Genomic DNA, 16,906 nt, shown 5'->3' on the forward strand with positions numbered 1-16,906 from the left:
GGTCAGCCCGGATCGCGGTAGTCGACAGTGAACAGGCCGAGCACAAGGCCGCCGCCCACGTCGAGGTTTTCAAGGCGGTAGAGCACGTCGCCTTCAACCATGCCTCGCCCTTCCAGCCGCACCAGCGTGTTGATCGCTGGCAGGCAGTTGCGAACTGCGCGCTTTGCGGCACGGTAGTCAGCGTGGGCGCCTTGCCGGTCGTTGTCGGTGCGGTTGATGACCCCCAGCGTGAAGCCGTAGGTGCGCTTTTGCGACTGGCCCGGCTGTGCAATGGGCTTGTCTGCCTGGTCTTCGAAAAAGACGATGCGGCTACCCGTCTGCAGGTCGCTGGCACGCTTTGGGTTGTCCAGCACCGTTGCACCAGCCAAGGAAGGCTCAGAACGCAGCGCATAGACGATGGCCGCCCCGATGGCGAAGGGAGCGCCCTGCGGCAACGTGTCAGGCTTGAGCGCGCTCATGCCGACACGCTGCCCAGCAGCGCCTCCATCTCCATGCCGTCGTTCACGCGCAGGGGGTTGTCCAGCACGCGGAACCGGGCGCCTGCGGCGATGCTGAGGGCCGGGATAGCCTCATTGGCCACCAGCACGTCGTCGGCGTGGACATCCTGCGTGACAGGCATCTGCACCTTGCGCGTGGCGGCGATGGCGCGGCCATCCAGGGCCTCTTCATCGACCACCCCGAAGATCAGCACCACATCCACGTCAGCGACCGATGGCCGCTGGCGCGTGAAGGTGGTGGCGAAGTCGGGGCCGTAGAACACGGCGGCCATGTCTTCTTCGAGATCCAGCATGGCGGTGGTCAGCCTTGCGTAGAGCCGTTGCCTTGCGCGGCGTCGGCGGCCTTCTGCTCAGCGGCCTTGCGCTCCATCTCGGCCTTCTCGGCTTGGCGGCGCTCGGCTTCAGCTTTCTTCGCCGCTTCCGCTTCCTCCTGGGCCTTGCGCTCGGCTTCGGCCTGCTCAGCTGCCAGGCGCTCGGCTTCGGCCTTCCGCGCCTTGTCAGCAGCCTTGCGGGCGGCAGAGTCGTCGGCGTGCGGCTGATCGACAGCGCCGTGCGGCAGCGCGTCGGCCTCGGCCTTGGTCAGGTCGATAGAGGCGCCCACGGCATAGCGCTTCCCATCGTGCGTGATGGGGGTGAGTGCTGTATACCGTGCCATGATCAGGCCGCCGCGTTCTTGAACAGAAAGCCCGCCGTGGCGCCAGGCAGCACAGGCTGATAGGCGTCGGTCACCGGATAAATCCAGCTGTTGGCGTTACGGTCTTCGTAGCCTTCTTCCACCATGGGGCGGCCTTCCAGCTGGTAGGTGTACCCGTAGCTGGGAGAGCCCATCTCCTGCATGCTGGCAGGGGTGGTGTACGCCAGGATCGCGTCCTTGCCCCACACGTCCTGAAACTGCGTGCCATCGTGGTAAACGGCTTCGCCCTCAACAATCTGCTGCAGCTCGAACAGGGCTTGCAGCTGCTGGATGGTCGCTGGTGGGCGGTCCGTGGCGGTGCTGAGGCGGTCGAGCACCTTGGGGTGGGTACGCACTGCCGTCAGCACCTTCGGGCCGAGCGTGAGTACGTTGGGCTTTTCACCGGTCTTGGAGCGGATCACTTCCTTCGCGTCCATGATGTCGGTGAAGGGGTCGCTACTCGCATGGCTCCATTGGCTGGTGCCGCTCAGGGTTTCCTTGTTGGAAGAGTCGTAGCGCGCATCGTCGCGAGCCAGGTCGGCCGCCATTTTTTCGCGCTCCAGCGCCATGGTGTTTTGGACCCGACGCACCGCACCGCTCGAAATGTCAATGCCGGGGCCATTGCTGGCTTCTTCCTGGATCTCGTTGGGCGCGACGCCTTCGAGGCGGTGGTCCACGAGCGCGTAGGGGTCGCTGGCGTAGCCGAACTGCACACGCTTGGTATTGGCACCTGGCGCGCGAGCAGTGTTCACCAGTTTGAAGTCGTCGGGACCAAAGCTGATGATGCGCCCGCCCCGCAGGCCGACCGGAATGATGGGAAACAGCACATTGGCGACCGCAGCTTTCGGGCTGCGGTAGCCGCGCGCAATGGCGGTGAGAATGGGGTCAACGACGCGTGCCTGACCGGGGGTTGCTTGTGGCATGTGAATGCTCCTGAAGTTGAGGGGTGAGGGATGCGCCGATCAGGACGCTGCCGAGACGAGACCGGCGCTGGTCACGAGCAGCACTTCGATGAAAGCGCCTTCGCCGGCTGCGGCTTCCATTGCCCGTGCGACGGGCGACTTGCTGCCCACAGTGAGGGGCACGACACGGCCCGTGGCGTCCACCATCAAGGCGGCATCTTTGGTGACGGCTGCGCCGGTTTCCACGATGGCGGTGCCCAGCACGTCGGTGGGCACCAGGTCGCCTGCAGCCGCCGCGCTGGTGCGGGTTACGCCAAAGCCAACGCCGCCAGCGGCGGGATATGCGCCGGACTGGGTGATGACGCGGCACGAGGCCAGAGGGCCCGCCGCTGCCACGGTCAGCGTCAGGAGAGAGAGGTTTCCAGAAGACATTGCGTTCTCCAAGAGTTGAGGGGTTTGGAGCGGCTACGCGTCAGGACGCGAAGCCCAGTTCCTTGAGGGCGGCAACCAGATCGATGCCCTTGGCCTTGGCATGAGCCTGGGCTTCGGCGACCTGCTGCTCCTTGGTCTTTGCGCCCTGATCAGGGGGCGTGGCGCTGGGCTTGGCGGCGGGCGGTGCATCGCCTGCATGCGCATTGGCTGCGGCAGCGCGCTGCTGCTTTTCAGCAGCGAGCACGGCCATGCTGGCGTCGGCGGCAGTGGTCTTGCCGTCGAAGGCCAAGGTGGCAAGCAGCTTCTCATGGCCCGGCAGGCCCTCGCCCACGGCCAGAACGGCCTGGATGCGCTCGCGCTCTTGCGTGGCGCCGAGGCTGGTGAACTCGCCGCGCAACTGGGCGAAGAGGGGCGCGTGGTCCTGCTCGAAAGACGCACGCGTGATGGGAGTTTTGTTGTCAGCAGGATCTGCCATGACGTTTTCCTTTTCACGGGGTGGTGGGTTGTCTTTGGGCGCAGCACCGGCGCTTGGGGACGGGAGGGCCGCCGCAGCCTTGAACGCGGCCTTGCGGCGCGTAGCGAACTGGGCGGGGTCTGTGGCCATGGCTTGCAGCAAGTCGTCGAGCGTGGAAACACCGTCCACGAGCCCGGCGTCCAGCGCCTGCCGACCACGGAACACGCGGCCATCGGCCATGTGCTCCAGAACTTGTTCTGCCGTGACGCCGCGGTTAGCGGCTACGGCATCCACGAAGAGCGTGTACACGTAGTCCACATCGGCCTGCACTACGGCACGGGCCTCGGCTGACAGTGGCTCAGCGTCGTTGGCGAGGCGCTTGTACTTGCCGGCCGTGATGCTCTCGGTGCGGTAGCGGGACTGGGGGTCATACTCGCGGTCCACCACGACGCCGATGCTGCCCACCGTGACCACGGGGCCGCTGATGTAGATGGCATTGGCGGCGCTGCCCGCCCAATACCCAGCACTGCAAAGCTGATTGTCGGTGTGCACTACCAGCGGCTTTTGCTCGGCCGCCCAGCGGATGGTGTCCGCGAACTCGGGCACCCCCGCCACGTTGCCGCCTGGCGTGTCCAGTGTCAGCACCATGCCGCGCACCCGAGGATCTGCCGCTGCGCTCTCAAGTTGCTGGCTGGCGAGCTGCGTGCTGATGCCGCCGCTGACGCGCATGAACAGGTTGGCCTTGGGCGACATGACACCCGACAAACGCAAGAGGGCCACGCCGCCGGGCTCCAGCGAGTAGTCCTGCTGTTCGTGTGCGAGGGGGCGGCCGAGGCGGGCCTCGATAGCGGCGACGTCGATCTTGTCGCCGCGCAGATGCGTGGCATAGATGGATTGCAGCTCGCGCAGCATGGAGGGCTCGATGGCCCATGCGCCGGTGATCAGTTCAAGGAGGGTCATGGCTTCGGGCCTTCCGGCTGCTTGGGGGTCGGTGCCGACCGGCCGCCGACCACGAACTCAAGGATTGCGAGGCGGTTTTCGTGGCGGTTGTCTGCCGCCTGCAGGGCGCGAAGCTCGCCGAAGGCCCACCCAACGAGGCCCAGCGACGACATGGCAGCTATGCCGACCAGCTTCCACGTCCAGCTGTGCACCCTCACATCCGTGGTGATGAGGTCGATGGAGGAGCCGTGCTCATCCGACAGCTGGAACAGGCGCTTCTGCCCCACATCGAGGGCAGCAAGACGCTCTTGGTAAACGGCGAGGTTGCCGCTCAGGGTGCTTTGCTGGGTGCTGATGCCCAGGATCAGCCCCTCGATCTTGGAGTGGTTGGCAATGAGGGTATCGACGCGATCAGCCAGGATCGCCACCTGTTCTGCAGAAATGGTCTTCTCCGTCATGCCGCGTCCTCGGTGGTGGCGGGTTCGGCGGGCTTATCTGCGGGGGCAGCAGCCCCCGCCTTCGGCGTGGGCTGCATGCCGTCCTTCTTAAGCCGCTCGTGCTCCATGAGCTTTTGCGTGTACGTGTCGTTCCAGTCGCTGCCGAACAGCTCCCACTCCGCACGCTCGCGGGTGAGCAGGCGGCCCTCGATGGCGGCCACATACGCGGCCACTTCGTCTTTCGGATTGATGCTGCCCATGCTGTCGCCGGGCCATGCGGCGCGGGTGTAGGCCCAGCGCAGGATGGGGTCGGAGAAAAAGCCGAGGGCAGGCACGCGGCCGATGGCTACAGCCTCGGCCATCCAGGTCTCGAACACAGGCTGGCAGAAGCTCTGCGACAGCCAGTAGCGCACGCCGCGGAAGTAAACCCATGCATCCAGCAGCGCGGCCTTGCTGGCGCTGTAGCTGGCGTTGAACTGCTTGACCAACAGCTCGTAGGGCAGGCCCAGCGCGATGCCCATCTGCTTGATCACCGCGTCTATGAACGGGCCAAAGTTGGGGTTCGGTCGCGCCGGATTAACCATATTGGCCTTTTCGCCTGGCGCCAGGCCCACCACACTACCCATGCCCAGGCCGACTTCCTGCTGCTGTTCCACGGCGGCCTGGCCGTCGAAGACAGGGGCGGCGTTGCCCGTGGGCGTCTCAATGAAGACGGTGAGGTAGGCCGTGATGACTGCCGCCATGATCTCGGCTTCGGTGTAGCGCGAGATCTGCTTGATGCAGTCGATGATGGGCGCCAGGTATGGCAGGCCGCGCGGCATACCGGGCCGTAGCTTGCGGAAGTGGTGCAGCAAGCGGCGGCGACCGCTGCGGCCCAGGCGATCCACCCACTGCCCGGCGAGGATGCTGCTGCCCGATGGAGGCAGGTAGCTGCCGGGGTGCTGGTCGTACACGTGGTACGCAACTGGCGCACCGCTGGGCGCCAGCTTGACGCCGCCCGCAATAGTGGCGGTGTCCAGCTGCCCGAGGGGGTTGCCTACGCGGTCGGCCTCCAGCACCTGCAGGCGCAGGGCGTAGGGCTGGGTCGCAGAGCGATCGCCATCCGGCAGCAGGGTGAAGCAATCGCCGCTCTCCAGCGTGGAGCGCAGGACCAGGGCCTGCAACTGGTAGAAGTTGAGCTGCTGCTCAATGTCGCAATCCGTGCTGTCGGCCCACAGGCTGAACTCGCGCTGCACCAGGGCCTTCCATTCGATGGCCTGCTCGGGCGTCCAGCCCAGCGCCTGCAGGGCGGGTTGGCAGCTGAGTGCCAGGCCCGTGCCCACCACGCGGTCGACGTTGGTGTTGATGGCGCCCACTGCAATCGGCGAGGTACGTGCCAGCTCGCGCGATTCCGCGCGCTGCGAAGGCAGCTTGCGCAGGGTATCGCTGCGGGCATCGCGGGCCACAGAGTGCCAGAACCGGCGAAAGATGCCGGGCGCGTTGCCGCCGCCCGCGCTCTGGTCGGACGCCTGCATCGCTGTGGGGTCTGGCAGCGCCGACACTGCCGCGAGCTGCACACGGGCCTGCACGCGCTTTACCGCCCAGGCTGGCGCTACCGCTGCGATGGCGCGGTCGATTGGATTGGTGCGCATGGCTTAGTACGGGCGCAGGGTGAACACGCGCCGGGTGCGGGGGGTGGCGGCGGCTTCGATCTTGGCGATCTCGGCATTGCACTCGCGGATACCCGCCTGCACTTGCTCAAGATCGGCGCGGCGGTTGCGGCGGGCGGTGCCGCCCTGACCCACCGCGTATTCCTGCGATTCGAGGATGCGCTTCTCGGAGGCGATGTAGCCTGCCAGGCGCTCGCGCCACTGTTCGAGGGTGAGTGCGCTCATGCCCAGCTCCCTCCGCGCGACTGGAGCGCGGCCATGGCCTTTTCAAACTCGGGGCGGAAGCGATCCAGCGCCACACGCTGCACCACGCCAGAAAAATCCAGGCGGCGGCTGTAGTCCGGTGCATCCGTCGTAAAGATGAACAGCGCGCGCAGGCGCTTGCCCTCGCGGCGCCAGATGCCGTCTGGCCGGTTGCCGCCGTTGGGCTTGCCCGCGAACAGATCGTTGGCGAGCTTGCGGCCCCGCCCGGCGCGCTGGCCCTTGGCGCCCACGCCGCCGCGGATGTTCTTGAGGGCGCTGAGGATGGTGCGCACTTCGGCGCCCTTGACGTTGCCGCTGGCGTCGAGCGAAAGGCCCGCGCCGGGCATGGCGTACTGCGAAGCACCCAGCACGCCCGCGTAGCGCATGGCGTTCTCCATGCGCTTGCGGCCGCGCACGCCGCCTTCGACCTCGGGCTGCAGGAACTTCTCTTGCGCCACGCCGCCAGCGGTGCCCGTGTCCTTGACCATCACCCGGGCACTCAATGTGTCTTTGGTCGCCGGCTCAATGCGCAGCGAGTTGAGGGTGTAGGCCACAGGGTTTGCGAACACCCGGCGCATCTCGGCGGGTAGCTCGGTGCGCTGCGCGTACTGTGCGCAGCGCGTGAGCGCCGTGGCGGCAGCATAAGGCACCATGCGGACAGGCACGCTGCGCACGTCGGCGGCGATCTCTGCGAGCGTGGGGCCGCTGCGGCGGATGGTCAACATGGGTTTCTGGATCTCCAAAACAAAACCCCCGGCTCCTTGCGGAGACCGGGGGCGATACCACTTGCGCTTGCTGCGGTGGGGTGTTGGGATCAGGTGGCGGACTTTTGAGACTTACCTGATTTAGGGCGAATTTTGGGCCATTTTGTCGGGTGGCGTCGAGCGCTAAAGTGTCGCCTCCACAGGCGACAAAAAAGCGCTTGACGATCAATCTTCCAGTGCGCTACGCACCTCCCGCGCGTGCTGCATGTTTGCGAGGCGCCCTTCTTCCTCGGCAAGGATGTGTTTTGATGCCGTGTGAATCCGCTTGCGGAAATCTCCCAGCACGGCATAGAAGTGCTGACGCCCTATGCCCAGGGCCGCCGCTGCTGCCTTGATGGGCGCCACGCGGTAGATGTAGTACAGGTCGAACACCCGCTTGTCGAGGGCGTCAGGCTGGCAGGTGTAGGCCACGTGCAATGCGGCCAGCTCTGCGCTGCAGATGGCATCAGGACCACCCTGCTTGAGAGGCCGCGTGCGGGTGCCGCTGAGCTGGCCCAGCACGCTGCCCATCGTGGGCGGCGGGCCGAACAGGCGGCGCGTGGCCTTCCAGTTCACCCAGCGCTCGCAGAGGTCATCGAGATCGCGCTGTTCCTCGCTCAGCTCGGGCGGGGCCTCGGGGCCGTGCTGCTGCGGCGCTGGTGCGGCAAGGCGCATGGCTTCGGTGTCGTAGTGGTTGTTTTCGCTCATGAAATCCCCCTGGAAAGTATGCGGCGGCCTACCGGCTGGGCGCGCTGGATGGTGGGCGCAGGCATGGAAACCGGCGTGGGTGAGGTTGGTGGTGCAGGCACCGCTGGCGCATCGGCCGACAGTACAGACGTCTGTACGGTGGCGGCGGCTGTCACAACGGGCGCTGGCGGCGGTGCGGTGGGCAGCGAAGGCGGTGCAAAGAGGTCGCCAGTGGGCGGGATGAGCTTGTCGCGCAGCCGTTGCCAGTCGAGCGCGCTCCACTTGTGGAGGCCCAGGCGGTAGGCCACGGCGAGGTTGTACTGGGACAGGTCGAGCGGCTCATTACGGGCACCGTTCGGTTTGACCCACTCGCGCACGGCGCGCCCCTTTACGTATCGGGTACGTGGTTGCTCCACGACAAGACCCGCGAACCACTCAGCGGGCAATTTGTCGTGGAAGTGCATCGCTCCCGGACCTTCGATGAGGTGAAAACGGTTGAACAGGTAGTCCTTGGCGACGTCCGTGCCAACCATCCACCGCTCAACCCCTCCTTGGCGCTTTGTGCCGCCCCAGTCGATGTCCACTTTGCTGGGCGCGCTGCTGATGATCGGACGGTTCGGCCGGGGCGAGCCGCCCAGCACAGTGCAACCCAGATGCGCACGGGCCGCGCCGTAGTTGTACACGTCCTGCGTGTGGTGACCGCCCGCGTCGATGCCATCGGCGCTGATCATGATGGCCCGCCCGCTGGCGTGCAGCAGTGGGGTGCGGCGGATTTCGTCCAGCCGCGCCCAGACGCTCTTTGGATCATCGGGCGAGTCGGACGGCAGTCCGGGAAGCACGATGTAGTCGAGCACCCAGTGCTCCATGCCCGGACCCCAGGCTTCGATCTGCACCTCCAGCCGGGTGTCCTGCGTGTCGGTGGCCATTGTCACCACCAAGGCCTGATCGGGAATTACGCGCGGCGGGTTTGGCTCTGCCCTGTCCTGCAGTTGCTTGGCGGTAGTGTTCGCCTCGCTGTTCTTGTAGCTCAGGCCCAGCCGGGTGTTGTAGAACACCTGCATGCCTTCATGGTCCCCACGCGCACGGCGGTCCTTTGCCCGGGCGTATTGCCGGGCCAGCGACAGCCAGGTGATGGCGCCGATGGGCATATAGAAGGCCGACAGGGTGACGCTTATCGTCTCACCGTCGCCTGTAGACGTTGCCACCCAGCGCGCTTCCCCGCCAGCATCGATATCGGGCAGCATGGTCGTTTTGTGATGCTCATCGATCTCGAAGAAGCACGCAGGGCACACAAACCACGCGCGGTCCATATAGCCCGTATCTGGATCGCGCTCGAAGCGGAAGTTGTCCAGCACCAGTGCATGCAGGTGCCCGCAGTCAGGGCAAGGAACGTGGTATTCCTCTTTGGTCCCCATGTTGAAGAGATCATCGATCTTGCTGAAGCCTTCGATGCTTGGGCTGGAGGTGTAAAAAAACTTGCAGTCGTTGGCGTACTGGGTGGCGCGGGCCTCCGCCAGCTCGACGGGGTCGCCTTCGTCGTCAACGTTCAGTTCCAGACGGTCGATCTCATCGACGTAGATATATGGCGCGGAGACCTCAGCCAAGTTGGCGGCCGAACCTGCCGTGTTGATGTACAGCGTGGCGTCGCCCAAGAAGTCCTTGGCCTGCACCGTATTGCGGCTGTCGCGGCTTTTGGCTGCGGCGACGCGCTCGCGCAGGACGGGCACGTTGCGGATCATGGTGCTGACACGGGCTGAGAATCGCTTGACTAGGGTGTCGGTGGGCTCCAGCGCCAAGATGTTGCGCGGTTTGCGATGGATAAGCGACCCGATCCAGTTCAACGCCGTCTGGGTCTTAAACATCTGAGAAGCCACCTTTGCCACCACCCGCTTGCAGGGATGGCTGGGCGAGAGCACCTGGTGCACGCGCCGCGCGGGGTAGCTGCGCTCAAACCGGAACGGCCCAGGCTGGGGGCCGCTCTTGGGGAGGATCATGAACTCCTCGGCCCATTCGTCCACGCGCAGCTCGGGGTCTGGGCGCGCGGCCTCCATGGCGGCGCGAATGACGAGTTCGTAGCCGTCAGTGAAGTTCATAATTTCCGTTTCCTTGGAGAATCGAAATGCCCGTTTACGCTTCTGGACCCGAATTCGACGCCGCCCTTCAAGCCTTTAAGGACGCTTGCGCCGCTGAGGGGCATGCAGTTAACTCCCTTACTGCTGCGATGCAGAGCGGCGCGGACTTTCAGACGCTCAGAATGCTTACCGAGGCCATGGAACGCACCGGTGCGGAAAAGATGCGCCTTTTGCACGAGATGAAGAGGTTTGAAATAGGCGAGTAGGCCGCTCACGTGAGACAAGAAAGTCATGCTGCCCTCCGCATCGGAAGCTTGCTGTTCCAGTTCGCCTCTATGACAGCGCGGCCAAGGGGGGGCGGCACGGCGTTGCCGCACATCCGCACCTGGGTGGACTTGCTGAACGCGCGCCCGTCGTGGCCCCGGTCGATGATGTAGGTCTTGGGGAAGCCGTTGGCGTTGTACAGCTCACGCGGAGTGAGCATGCGCAGCTGGATGTCCACGATCACATAGGGCGTGCCGCGCAGCCAAACGGTGACGAGCGCAAGGCGGTCTTTGGTGGTACTGGTCGACATGGGCTCGCGCATGTCGCCGAGCTGTCCGCCCTGGCCGTAGTAGCGGATCAGGAAGGCTGCGCAGCGCAAGGCGCCCTCTTCCTGGCTTGGCGTGAGGGTCGGCTCCACCACCGTGGCCGTGACAAGCCGCTGCTGTGAGCCCGTGGCTGTACTGGTGGACAGCGGCTCGCGCGCATCGCGGGCCGGGGTGGCATTGAAGCCGCCGTTGGCTTGCTCGACAAATGCAGTGACGGCAGCGAATTTGCCAGCCCCCACCACGGTGCCCAAGGGCTGGCGCGCATCCAGCGCGCGCGGGGCCTGGCCTTCGCGTTCTCCGTAGCCCATCTGCACCAGCGTGCCCATGGCCACGGCCTGGCCGCCACCGCTGGCGGTGACAGTGCCCACGGGATCGCGCATGCTCTTGTTGCCGAGGCTCCAGCGAGGGGCGTCGGGCGTGCCCTGGCCGTGCCCCGCCTGAACCATCACCGGGGCCACCACCGCATGCGATCCGCCGCGAGGCCACGCTGTGACGGTTGAGAGCGAATCGCGCGCACTGGTCACCCCATCGCGCGACCAGTTGGCGATCTGCACGATGAACGGGTCGGCGCTGTCCAGCACGTAGCGCTTCATGCCATGCGCAACCCGGCGCAGGGTGGCGTCGGCCAGCGGCTTTTCGCGCTCGAAAATGCTCCTGCCCGGAATGCTCCAGTCGATGCACTCGGCCGCGGAGCGCCAGCGCTTCTGGCCTTTGGCCGGGTTCTTGAAGTGGGTGGGTTCGGGCCACACGATGGGGGCGCCGTCGCAGCGTGCGACCATGAACAGGCGGCTGCGCGTGGTGGGGGCGCCGTAGTCGGCGGCGCACAGCACACGCGCCTCGACCGCGTAGCCCAGGTGCTCCAGCGCCCGGACAAACGCGCGCCAGGTGCGCCCCGCGTGCCGTGGGTCTGGCACCAGGTGCTGCTGCTGCACTGGCACGCGCTCGCCCTCGGCGGCCACGGTGCCGTCGAGCTTCACCACCCGGCCCGTCTTCGGGCAACGCTTGGCGATCAGGGGCCCCCACTGGAGGATCTGCTTGACGTTCTCCAGCGTGATGATGCGCGGGCGCTTGACCCCGGCCCAGCGCACGCCGATCCAGGCAAGGCCGCGCAGCTTCTTGCTGCGGGGCTGGCCGCCGCGGGCCTGGCTGTGGTGGGTGCAATCGGGCGAGAGGTGCAGCAGGCCCACGGCGCGGCCCTTGGTAGCCCGGCGCGGGCACACCTCGAACACGTCCTTCCAATGGTGCTCGGTCTGGGGGTGGTTCGCGGCGTGCATGCTGCAGGCGTCCTCGTCGTGGTTGACGGCGATATCGACATGACGCCCGGTTGCTTGCTCGATGGCTTCGGACATGCCGCCGCCGCAGGCGAACTCATCGACCAGCAGCTCATCGTCCAGGCCGAGGATGAATTGAGGGTTCTGCATCAGGTGGTTTCCTTGCTGGGCAACAGTGCAGCCATGCGGGCCTCGAAGCCCTCCAGCGCCTTGCGGGTTTCATCAACGATCACGTGTTCTATCTCGCGGGAGTCGGCAAGTCCGATGCATCGAGGGGCAGCGCGCTGGCCGATGACCATCACCGAGTCGCGGAAGGCGCGCACCGCGTCGAAGATCCCGCGCTCGACCAATGAGCGCTCTACCAGCAGGCCAGCCTCACGGCGGTTTTCCCGCTCCGCCCGTTCGTAATCCGACTTCTCCCGCAGCGTGCGGTAGTCGGTATACCCAGGCTTCGATGCGGCGCCTTGGGCCGAATCCGGGCCGCTGGGGGGCGTTTCTCCGTCCAGCAAGGGGGGACCAGCATCGCTTGAAGCAGCGCCCGCCGCGCGCTTGCTATCAGCCCGGGCACGGGTGTTCTTTGCCCACTGGATATCCGCCACTTCGGGGTCGATCAACTTGCGCCCGTTTGGCTGCTGGATGGCGGTAATCCGGCCCTCCTCGATTGCCTTGCGCACGGCCTTTTCATCGCAGTCACGGTGGCGCGCATAGGCAGCAATGGTGATCAGCCGCACAGCCATCGGACTATTCCCCCGAAACCGGACCAAACCCCGGACTTTTCCCAGCGCCAGCAACTAGCGCGCGCGCGGGGGTCGAATTACCCCCATGGCTTCCTGCGCCAGGAGTACCTACATGGGGGGGGTGGCTTAGCTTGTACCGTATGGCCTGGGGCCCAGCGGCGCCCGCAGGTTCGAGCAACAGCGCGACCGCCCGGCCGATGACAAAGGGCCAGTGCTCAGCAGCCCGGTACTGCCTCAGTCTTTCAAGTTGATCCATTCCCTTTTCCTTTTCTTTCTTCAAAAGAACAAACCGAGTTACGCGCTTACACGCACGCGTAACACCACAACCCGCGCCATGCCTAGCGAGTTACGCGATTACGCGGTTACGCTGCACACGCACACACATGCATGCACGCACACACGCGCCCGCCTGCACGCCTGCGCACATGCACACACGCGGGAGGCGCGTAACCGCGTAATCGCGTAACTACCCGCGCCACGCCTAGCTTTTGGCGTTACGCACTTACATAACCGCGTAACCAAGAAGCCGCTCATTCATCACCTCCATCGGCATCGCCGCCATCGTGGGAGGGGGAGCCCGAGCCATAGCCCACGTACTTGCGCAGCGCCTGGGCGAAGTCAGTCACCGAGCTGCTGGCCCACTCGCCCTCGGTCATGGCCACGTCATCCGGCCCTGCGTCAGGCTTACGCAGCACAGGCTCGCTCACCAGCAACATGCGGGTGGTCTTCTTGGCCTCCCCTGGCTTGGTCACATTCATGGCCTTGATGCGCACGGCCCTGCCCTGCCCCTCAGCAAACCGGGTCAACGTGGGCGAGAACTGGTTGCGCTTGAACGGGTAGCGGTCGCCCGTACGCTGGCACCACTTGAGGTAGGCCGTGTACGCCTGGTCGACGGCACAGGCTTGGTAGGGCAGATCCAACTCACCATTCGCCCATTCAGCCCAGAACTGCTCAGGGCTCTTGCGGTTGATCTCGATCAGCGCCTCTTTGGCCGCCGTCATGGGTGCCGGTGAATAGGGGTGGAAGCCGTCAAGCGGGTAGGTCAGCAGGAAGTGATAGAACGCCTCTGCCCCCCCGTTGTCCCGCCACTCGCCCAGCTTGCGGTAGTACTCCGGGTCTTTGGCCCGGGGCGTGTACACCACCAGATACCGCCGGTCGCTGTTGTCCAGGGCCAGGGGCTGTAGCTCATTCGAGAGGAACACGATGTTCATCTGGTTCTTCTCTTCCCGACGAGCCAGGTTCTTCGGGTTGATCTGCACCGTGGGCGAAGTGATCAGCGCCTTCAGCCGGTTCTTGTTGTGCACCAGCTCAGCGCGGCTGGAAACCTCATCCCCCACCACAAACATCTTGCAGCTGCGCCAGTCGTTGAACTTATCCTCCAGCTCGTCCTGACCGACCAGGGCGCCATACTTCCCATAGATCGCCACCATGATGTCGAACAAGAAGTTCTTGCCGGCGCCCTCATCCCCGTGCATCACCACGGCCGTGCGCAGCTTCGCACCAGGGTGCTGCAGGGGGTAGGCCAGCCAGCACAGCAGCCAGTGCATGATCTCGTCGCACTCGGCTTCGTGCTCAGCGGCGCGGCTGGTCAGGTAGCGCACCAGATCCAGGATGGGCTCCACATTTCCCTCCTTGGGCACCATGGCCATGCCGTCATACAGGTTGACCGTCGTCTCCGGGTCGCACGTCATCGTGGGGTCAAACACCACGTCATCTAGCCGCACCGTGCGCCGCCGCTCGCTCGACTTCCACATGCGCACCATGTCCGCGCCGTGGGCGTGGCCCATGTTGGCGATCTTCATCTGCAGGCGTTCACTGCCATCCCACACCGTGTCCGTGCCATAAATCAGCACGAAGTGCTCGCACAGGTGGTTGAACTTGCCCCAGTCGATGGTCTTTTCTTTCTTGCGCCCCTGCACCGGCTTGTCGCCAGCGGCATCGTCGGCAGGCGGCCCAGATGACTCCCCGGCGTCTCCACCCCCATCCCCCGACATGAGCGCAGCTGCGCTACTTTGGGGGAGGGGGGGCGGGGCCGAGCTGGGGCCGCTTTCAGCGTCTGATGACGCAGCACCACCGCCCTGCCCCCGGCCAGCGCCGAAGTCCACGCGAACGACAGAACTATCGTGCGGCGCTGGTGCGCCGGGGGCAACGTGCGACTGCAATGCTTCGCTTGCAGTCGGTGCGGGCTCCACCGCCCCGCCCTGTGGCCCGCTGTCTGGCGTCGTTTCAGCCATAGCGCCTCGCCATCATCGTGACGACGCCAGACAGCTGCTTGCGCACGGCATCAAGGCCCTCGCGCGCCTGCAGATCGTTGAAGTCGGTGTCCTTGTCGCCCCGCGTTGCCGGCTTGAAAATCGGCCACACGAGGTCGCAGCCCTCCACCTTGCGGGCGATGGCGCGAGCAGCCGTGCGGCCGGGGTTGGTCAGATCGCCCGAAACGGGGTCGCAAGTCTTCCAGTCGTCGTCGGCCAGGATCAGGATGCGGGTGGAGGGGTACAGCTTGCGCAGCAACGGCACTACGTGCGCCAGGTTGCCGGCGTCCAAGGCCACAAACACCGGGTACACGCCATCGACGGCCGCCCGCGCCGTCAGGCCCGTGGCATAGCCCTCCACCACCAGCAGCAGTGGCGTGGTGTCCGCGTCGATGTCGCCCAGGCGCAGGCAGCACCCCGGCTTGTCCATGCCCCGCTGATAAATCTTGGCGCCATCGGGCCTGATGAACTGCAGAGCGCGCAGCGCCTCATCGCGCGGCAGGTCATACCGCAGCAGCGGCACCAGCACCGTGCCCTCGGGCAGATGCACCCGCGTGTCATCCTCACCCGGCTCGCCCGGCCAGCGCAGCACAAACGGCGCCGCCAAGTAGCGGCACGCCTCGCCCTTCACGCCCTTGCGCTCCAGATAGGGCGAGTGCCCATCCTTCACGCCCCGGCGCCACACATCGATAGCCTCGGCCATCGCATTGGCGATCTCAGCCCGGCGCTCAGCCGCAGCCCGGGCACGCTGCGCGCGCAGCTCCTCGGCCCGGCGCGCACGCTCCTCGGGGGAGAGGGGCGCCCACTCCACATCCACCTTCTGGCTGGCCCCGCCGTGGCGATAGGTGCCAAAAGTGCCCACCACGTAGGTGCCGCCACCCTTGTCCTGGTCGCGGCGGAAGACGTAGAGCTTGTACCAGTCCTTGCCGCCCTTCCCGCACGTCACGCTCTTGGACGTATCCAGCTTCAGGGGCAAGTCCTTGTCGCGCAGCTCAATGCCGAACTGCTGCATCTGCACCAGCACCTGCTGATAGTTGTCCATCAGCCGCGCCCCGCACCCGTCAGCTTTTCAAGGCGGTGGGTCAACGCAGAGAACTGCCCCACCATCGCCTCCATCTGCCGCGCCAGCACCTGCGCCTCGGTTTGCGGCTCCACCGGCACCGGGGGCGCGTAGCCCGCCTCGCGCATCAGGTATCCGGCCAGCCCATGAAAGCCGACCTCCCGCGCCATGCGCATCAGCATCAGCAACTGCGACGGGCTCAAGCGCTCGGCACGCGCCCCATTCAGGCAGTCCAGCAAATAGCGGGCGGCCGTGTCTGGCGCCTTGTCGGGCCAGATCAACGGCCCGACCTTCTTTGCCCCGCCCAGGTGCTTCACCGCATCGCGCGCGGCGTCCAGTTCATCTTCGTACAGCAACGGATCATTCACAGCAGACCACCCCATGACTGTGCTGCCCCAGCCGTTCCGAACGCTTCCGAATCATTCGGAACCGTTCGGAATGCCTTTTTTGGGCAAAAAAAAGAGACTTCAGTCCATGCACAAAAGCACTGAAGCCACATCGAAGAAAAAGCCCGCCGGCCGCGCACCCAGGAACAGGAGGAACGGAAGGAAAGGAAGCACGGCCACCGCTGCAAGCGGCCACGTGGCGGAAAATGACCCGGGGGCCTCGAACGCCCACGAATCGAAAACTCAAACCCTGGAAGGAACACATGAGCGACGCCAACAACACCACCCTGCCCCTCACGCCCGAAACGGTGAACGCCATCGTCAACGCCCTCGGCGCGCTGGTGTTCGCCACCGTGCGACAGTTGCCCGCAGACAAGCAAGCAGCCTTTGCCAGCGACCTTGCGCGCCTGGCGCAGAACGAAGAGCGGCAGGGCAACACCGCGACAGAAACCATCCTGCTGGACATGCACCGCGCCGCAATGGCTGCGGCCAGCTGATCGCGGGGTCCACCACCACAAAGCGCTTGGACGCTCTCCAAGCATCGAAACGGGCCTCAAGGCAATCAATCGCCATGTCGCCCTCCAGTACCCAACATAGTGGAGCCGTAGCTCATGCACGAAGAACCAAACTTCATCGTGAACCTCACCTTTTCTCAGGCAGCGCGCCAGCACCTGGGCTGGGAGAGCGGACCACCCAAGTCATATCCGCAACCTGTGGATCTAGAGCACCTGCGACACGTGCAAGCGGGCGACTTCCTCCGCATAGAGGGCATGGCCGAGCTGTGGGCGGTATCGCACCGGGTGTGGCACCTGATGGGCGACCAGACGGTGCTGAAGCTGGTTCTGGATGGGCCGATTGCAGACGACGAATAAGCGCCAGACG

At 65.5% G+C, this 16,906-nt stretch carries 20 protein-coding genes; 3 read left to right on the forward strand and 17 right to left on the reverse strand.

Annotation, left to right across the window (positions count from 1 at the left end):
* Window positions 1-2: 2 nt before the first annotated feature.
* From LWW96_RS14290 to LWW96_RS14345, 12 genes are all read right to left on the reverse strand, one after another.
* Entirely contained in the window at window positions 3-458 is a 456-nt protein-coding gene (locus LWW96_RS14290) for a hypothetical protein (protein ID WP_291488096.1), read from the reverse strand.
* Window positions 455-790 (reverse strand): hypothetical protein, encoded by a 336-nt coding sequence (locus LWW96_RS14295; protein ID WP_291488098.1) that lies wholly within the window; start codon window positions 788-790, stop codon window positions 455-457. Before LWW96_RS14295 ends, LWW96_RS14290 begins: the two co-directional genes overlap by 4 nt.
* A gap of 8 nt (window positions 791-798) precedes the next feature.
* A complete protein-coding gene (locus LWW96_RS14300) occupies window positions 799-1,152 on the reverse strand; it encodes a hypothetical protein (RefSeq protein ID WP_291488100.1) in 354 nt (117 codons plus the stop codon).
* Window positions 1,153-1,154: 2 nt separating this feature from the next.
* Window positions 1,155-2,093 (reverse strand): major capsid protein, encoded by a 939-nt coding sequence (locus LWW96_RS14305; protein WP_291488102.1) that lies wholly within the window; start codon window positions 2,091-2,093, stop codon window positions 1,155-1,157.
* A 39-nt stretch (window positions 2,094-2,132) separates the two neighbouring features.
* Window positions 2,133-2,504 (reverse strand): capsid cement protein, encoded by a 372-nt coding sequence (locus LWW96_RS14310; RefSeq protein ID WP_291488103.1) that lies wholly within the window; start codon window positions 2,502-2,504, stop codon window positions 2,133-2,135.
* Between the two features lie 40 nt (window positions 2,505-2,544).
* Window positions 2,545-3,918, reverse strand: a complete 1,374-nt coding sequence (locus tag LWW96_RS14315) for a S49 family peptidase (protein WP_291488104.1) — start codon at window positions 3,916-3,918, stop codon at window positions 2,545-2,547.
* A complete protein-coding gene (locus LWW96_RS14320; protein WP_291488106.1) occupies window positions 3,915-4,355 on the reverse strand; it encodes a hypothetical protein in 441 nt (146 codons plus the stop codon). Before LWW96_RS14320 ends, LWW96_RS14315 begins: the two co-directional genes overlap by 4 nt.
* On the reverse strand, window positions 4,352-5,965 hold the full coding sequence (locus LWW96_RS14325) for a phage portal protein (RefSeq protein WP_291488107.1): 1,614 nt from the start codon (window positions 5,963-5,965) through the stop codon (window positions 4,352-4,354). Before LWW96_RS14325 ends, LWW96_RS14320 begins: the two co-directional genes overlap by 4 nt.
* Before the next feature lie 3 nt (window positions 5,966-5,968).
* Entirely contained in the window at window positions 5,969-6,208 is a 240-nt protein-coding gene (locus LWW96_RS14330) for a hypothetical protein (RefSeq protein ID WP_291488108.1), read from the reverse strand.
* Window positions 6,205-6,951 (reverse strand): hypothetical protein, encoded by a 747-nt coding sequence (locus LWW96_RS14335; protein ID WP_291488110.1) that lies wholly within the window; start codon window positions 6,949-6,951, stop codon window positions 6,205-6,207. Before LWW96_RS14335 ends, LWW96_RS14330 begins: the two co-directional genes overlap by 4 nt.
* Before the next feature lie 204 nt (window positions 6,952-7,155).
* Window positions 7,156-7,677, reverse strand: coding sequence for a hypothetical protein (locus LWW96_RS14340; protein WP_291488112.1), 522 nt, complete (start codon window positions 7,675-7,677; stop codon window positions 7,156-7,158).
* Window positions 7,674-9,749, reverse strand: coding sequence for a terminase gpA endonuclease subunit (locus LWW96_RS14345; protein ID WP_291488114.1), 2,076 nt, complete (start codon window positions 9,747-9,749; stop codon window positions 7,674-7,676). Before LWW96_RS14345 ends, LWW96_RS14340 begins: the two co-directional genes overlap by 4 nt.
* A 26-nt stretch (window positions 9,750-9,775) precedes the next feature.
* Here LWW96_RS14345 and LWW96_RS14350 point away from each other — a divergent pair, with 26 nt between their 5' ends.
* Complete coding sequence (locus LWW96_RS14350; RefSeq protein ID WP_291488116.1) at window positions 9,776-9,994, forward strand: hypothetical protein; 219 nt, start codon at window positions 9,776-9,778, stop codon at window positions 9,992-9,994.
* A gap of 23 nt (window positions 9,995-10,017) precedes the next feature.
* Here LWW96_RS14350 and LWW96_RS14355 read toward each other — a convergent pair whose 3' ends face one another.
* From LWW96_RS14355 to LWW96_RS14375, 5 genes are all read right to left on the reverse strand, one after another.
* Window positions 10,018-11,739, reverse strand: coding sequence for a DNA cytosine methyltransferase (locus LWW96_RS14355; protein ID WP_291488118.1), 1,722 nt, complete (start codon window positions 11,737-11,739; stop codon window positions 10,018-10,020).
* The gene (locus LWW96_RS14360; protein WP_291488120.1) at window positions 11,739-12,326 is read right to left on the reverse strand and encodes a hypothetical protein; all 588 of its coding nucleotides are present in this window, start codon (window positions 12,324-12,326) and stop codon (window positions 11,739-11,741) included. Before LWW96_RS14360 ends, LWW96_RS14355 begins: the two co-directional genes overlap by 1 nt.
* Before the next feature lie 530 nt (window positions 12,327-12,856).
* Window positions 12,857-14,320, reverse strand: a complete 1,464-nt coding sequence (locus LWW96_RS14365) for a DUF5906 domain-containing protein (protein ID WP_291488122.1) — start codon at window positions 14,318-14,320, stop codon at window positions 12,857-12,859.
* A gap of 232 nt (window positions 14,321-14,552) precedes the next feature.
* A complete protein-coding gene (locus LWW96_RS14370; RefSeq protein WP_291488124.1) occupies window positions 14,553-15,620 on the reverse strand; it encodes a toprim domain-containing protein in 1,068 nt (355 codons plus the stop codon).
* A complete protein-coding gene (locus LWW96_RS14375) occupies window positions 15,620-16,021 on the reverse strand; it encodes a hypothetical protein (RefSeq protein ID WP_291488126.1) in 402 nt (133 codons plus the stop codon). Before LWW96_RS14375 ends, LWW96_RS14370 begins: the two co-directional genes overlap by 1 nt.
* Window positions 16,022-16,287: 266 nt before the next feature.
* Between LWW96_RS14375 and LWW96_RS14380 the strand changes: the two genes are divergently transcribed.
* Window positions 16,288-16,521, forward strand: coding sequence for a hypothetical protein (locus LWW96_RS14380; RefSeq protein WP_291488127.1), 234 nt, complete (start codon window positions 16,288-16,290; stop codon window positions 16,519-16,521).
* A 114-nt stretch (window positions 16,522-16,635) separates the two neighbouring features.
* The gene (locus LWW96_RS14385) at window positions 16,636-16,896 is read left to right on the forward strand and encodes a hypothetical protein (RefSeq protein ID WP_291488129.1); all 261 of its coding nucleotides are present in this window, start codon (window positions 16,636-16,638) and stop codon (window positions 16,894-16,896) included.
* The last annotated feature ends 10 nt before the right edge of the window (window positions 16,897-16,906 follow it).

Source organism: Acidovorax sp. (assembly GCF_021287135.1).
Lineage (GTDB): Bacteria > Pseudomonadota > Gammaproteobacteria > Burkholderiales > Burkholderiaceae_C > Acidovorax.

Bases quoted from the DNA above. Each gene is read 5' to 3' on its own strand.
- LWW96_RS14290 (WP_291488096.1), bottom strand. From the start codon at position 458: ATGAGCGCGCTCAAGCCTGACACGTTGCCGCAGGGCGCTCCCTTCGCC.
- LWW96_RS14295 (WP_291488098.1), bottom strand. From the start codon at position 790: ATGCTGGATCTCGAAGAAGACATGGCCGCCGTGTTCTACGGCCCCGAC.
- LWW96_RS14300 (WP_291488100.1), bottom strand. From the start codon at position 1,152: ATGGCACGGTATACAGCACTCACCCCCATCACGCACGATGGGAAGCGC.
- LWW96_RS14305 (WP_291488102.1), bottom strand. From the start codon at position 2,093: ATGCCACAAGCAACCCCCGGTCAGGCACGCGTCGTTGACCCCATTCTC.
- LWW96_RS14310 (WP_291488103.1), bottom strand. From the start codon at position 2,504: ATGTCTTCTGGAAACCTCTCTCTCCTGACGCTGACCGTGGCAGCGGCG.
- LWW96_RS14315 (WP_291488104.1), bottom strand. From the start codon at position 3,918: ATGACCCTCCTTGAACTGATCACCGGCGCATGGGCCATCGAGCCCTCC.
- LWW96_RS14320 (WP_291488106.1), bottom strand. From the start codon at position 4,355: ATGACGGAGAAGACCATTTCTGCAGAACAGGTGGCGATCCTGGCTGAT.
- LWW96_RS14325 (WP_291488107.1), bottom strand. From the start codon at position 5,965: ATGCGCACCAATCCAATCGACCGCGCCATCGCAGCGGTAGCGCCAGCC.
- LWW96_RS14330 (WP_291488108.1), bottom strand. From the start codon at position 6,208: ATGAGCGCACTCACCCTCGAACAGTGGCGCGAGCGCCTGGCAGGCTAC.
- LWW96_RS14335 (WP_291488110.1), bottom strand. From the start codon at position 6,951: ATGTTGACCATCCGCCGCAGCGGCCCCACGCTCGCAGAGATCGCCGCC.
- LWW96_RS14340 (WP_291488112.1), bottom strand. From the start codon at position 7,677: ATGAGCGAAAACAACCACTACGACACCGAAGCCATGCGCCTTGCCGCA.
- LWW96_RS14345 (WP_291488114.1), bottom strand. From the start codon at position 9,749: ATGAACTTCACTGACGGCTACGAACTCGTCATTCGCGCCGCCATGGAG.
- LWW96_RS14350 (WP_291488116.1), top strand. From the start codon at position 9,776: ATGCCCGTTTACGCTTCTGGACCCGAATTCGACGCCGCCCTTCAAGCC.
- LWW96_RS14355 (WP_291488118.1), bottom strand. From the start codon at position 11,739: ATGCAGAACCCTCAATTCATCCTCGGCCTGGACGATGAGCTGCTGGTC.
- LWW96_RS14360 (WP_291488120.1), bottom strand. From the start codon at position 12,326: ATGGCTGTGCGGCTGATCACCATTGCTGCCTATGCGCGCCACCGTGAC.
- LWW96_RS14365 (WP_291488122.1), bottom strand. From the start codon at position 14,320: ATGTCGGGGGATGGGGGTGGAGACGCCGGGGAGTCATCTGGGCCGCCT.
- LWW96_RS14370 (WP_291488124.1), bottom strand. From the start codon at position 15,620: ATGGACAACTATCAGCAGGTGCTGGTGCAGATGCAGCAGTTCGGCATT.
- LWW96_RS14375 (WP_291488126.1), bottom strand. From the start codon at position 16,021: ATGGGGTGGTCTGCTGTGAATGATCCGTTGCTGTACGAAGATGAACTG.
- LWW96_RS14380 (WP_291488127.1), top strand. From the start codon at position 16,288: ATGAGCGACGCCAACAACACCACCCTGCCCCTCACGCCCGAAACGGTG.
- LWW96_RS14385 (WP_291488129.1), top strand. From the start codon at position 16,636: ATGCACGAAGAACCAAACTTCATCGTGAACCTCACCTTTTCTCAGGCA.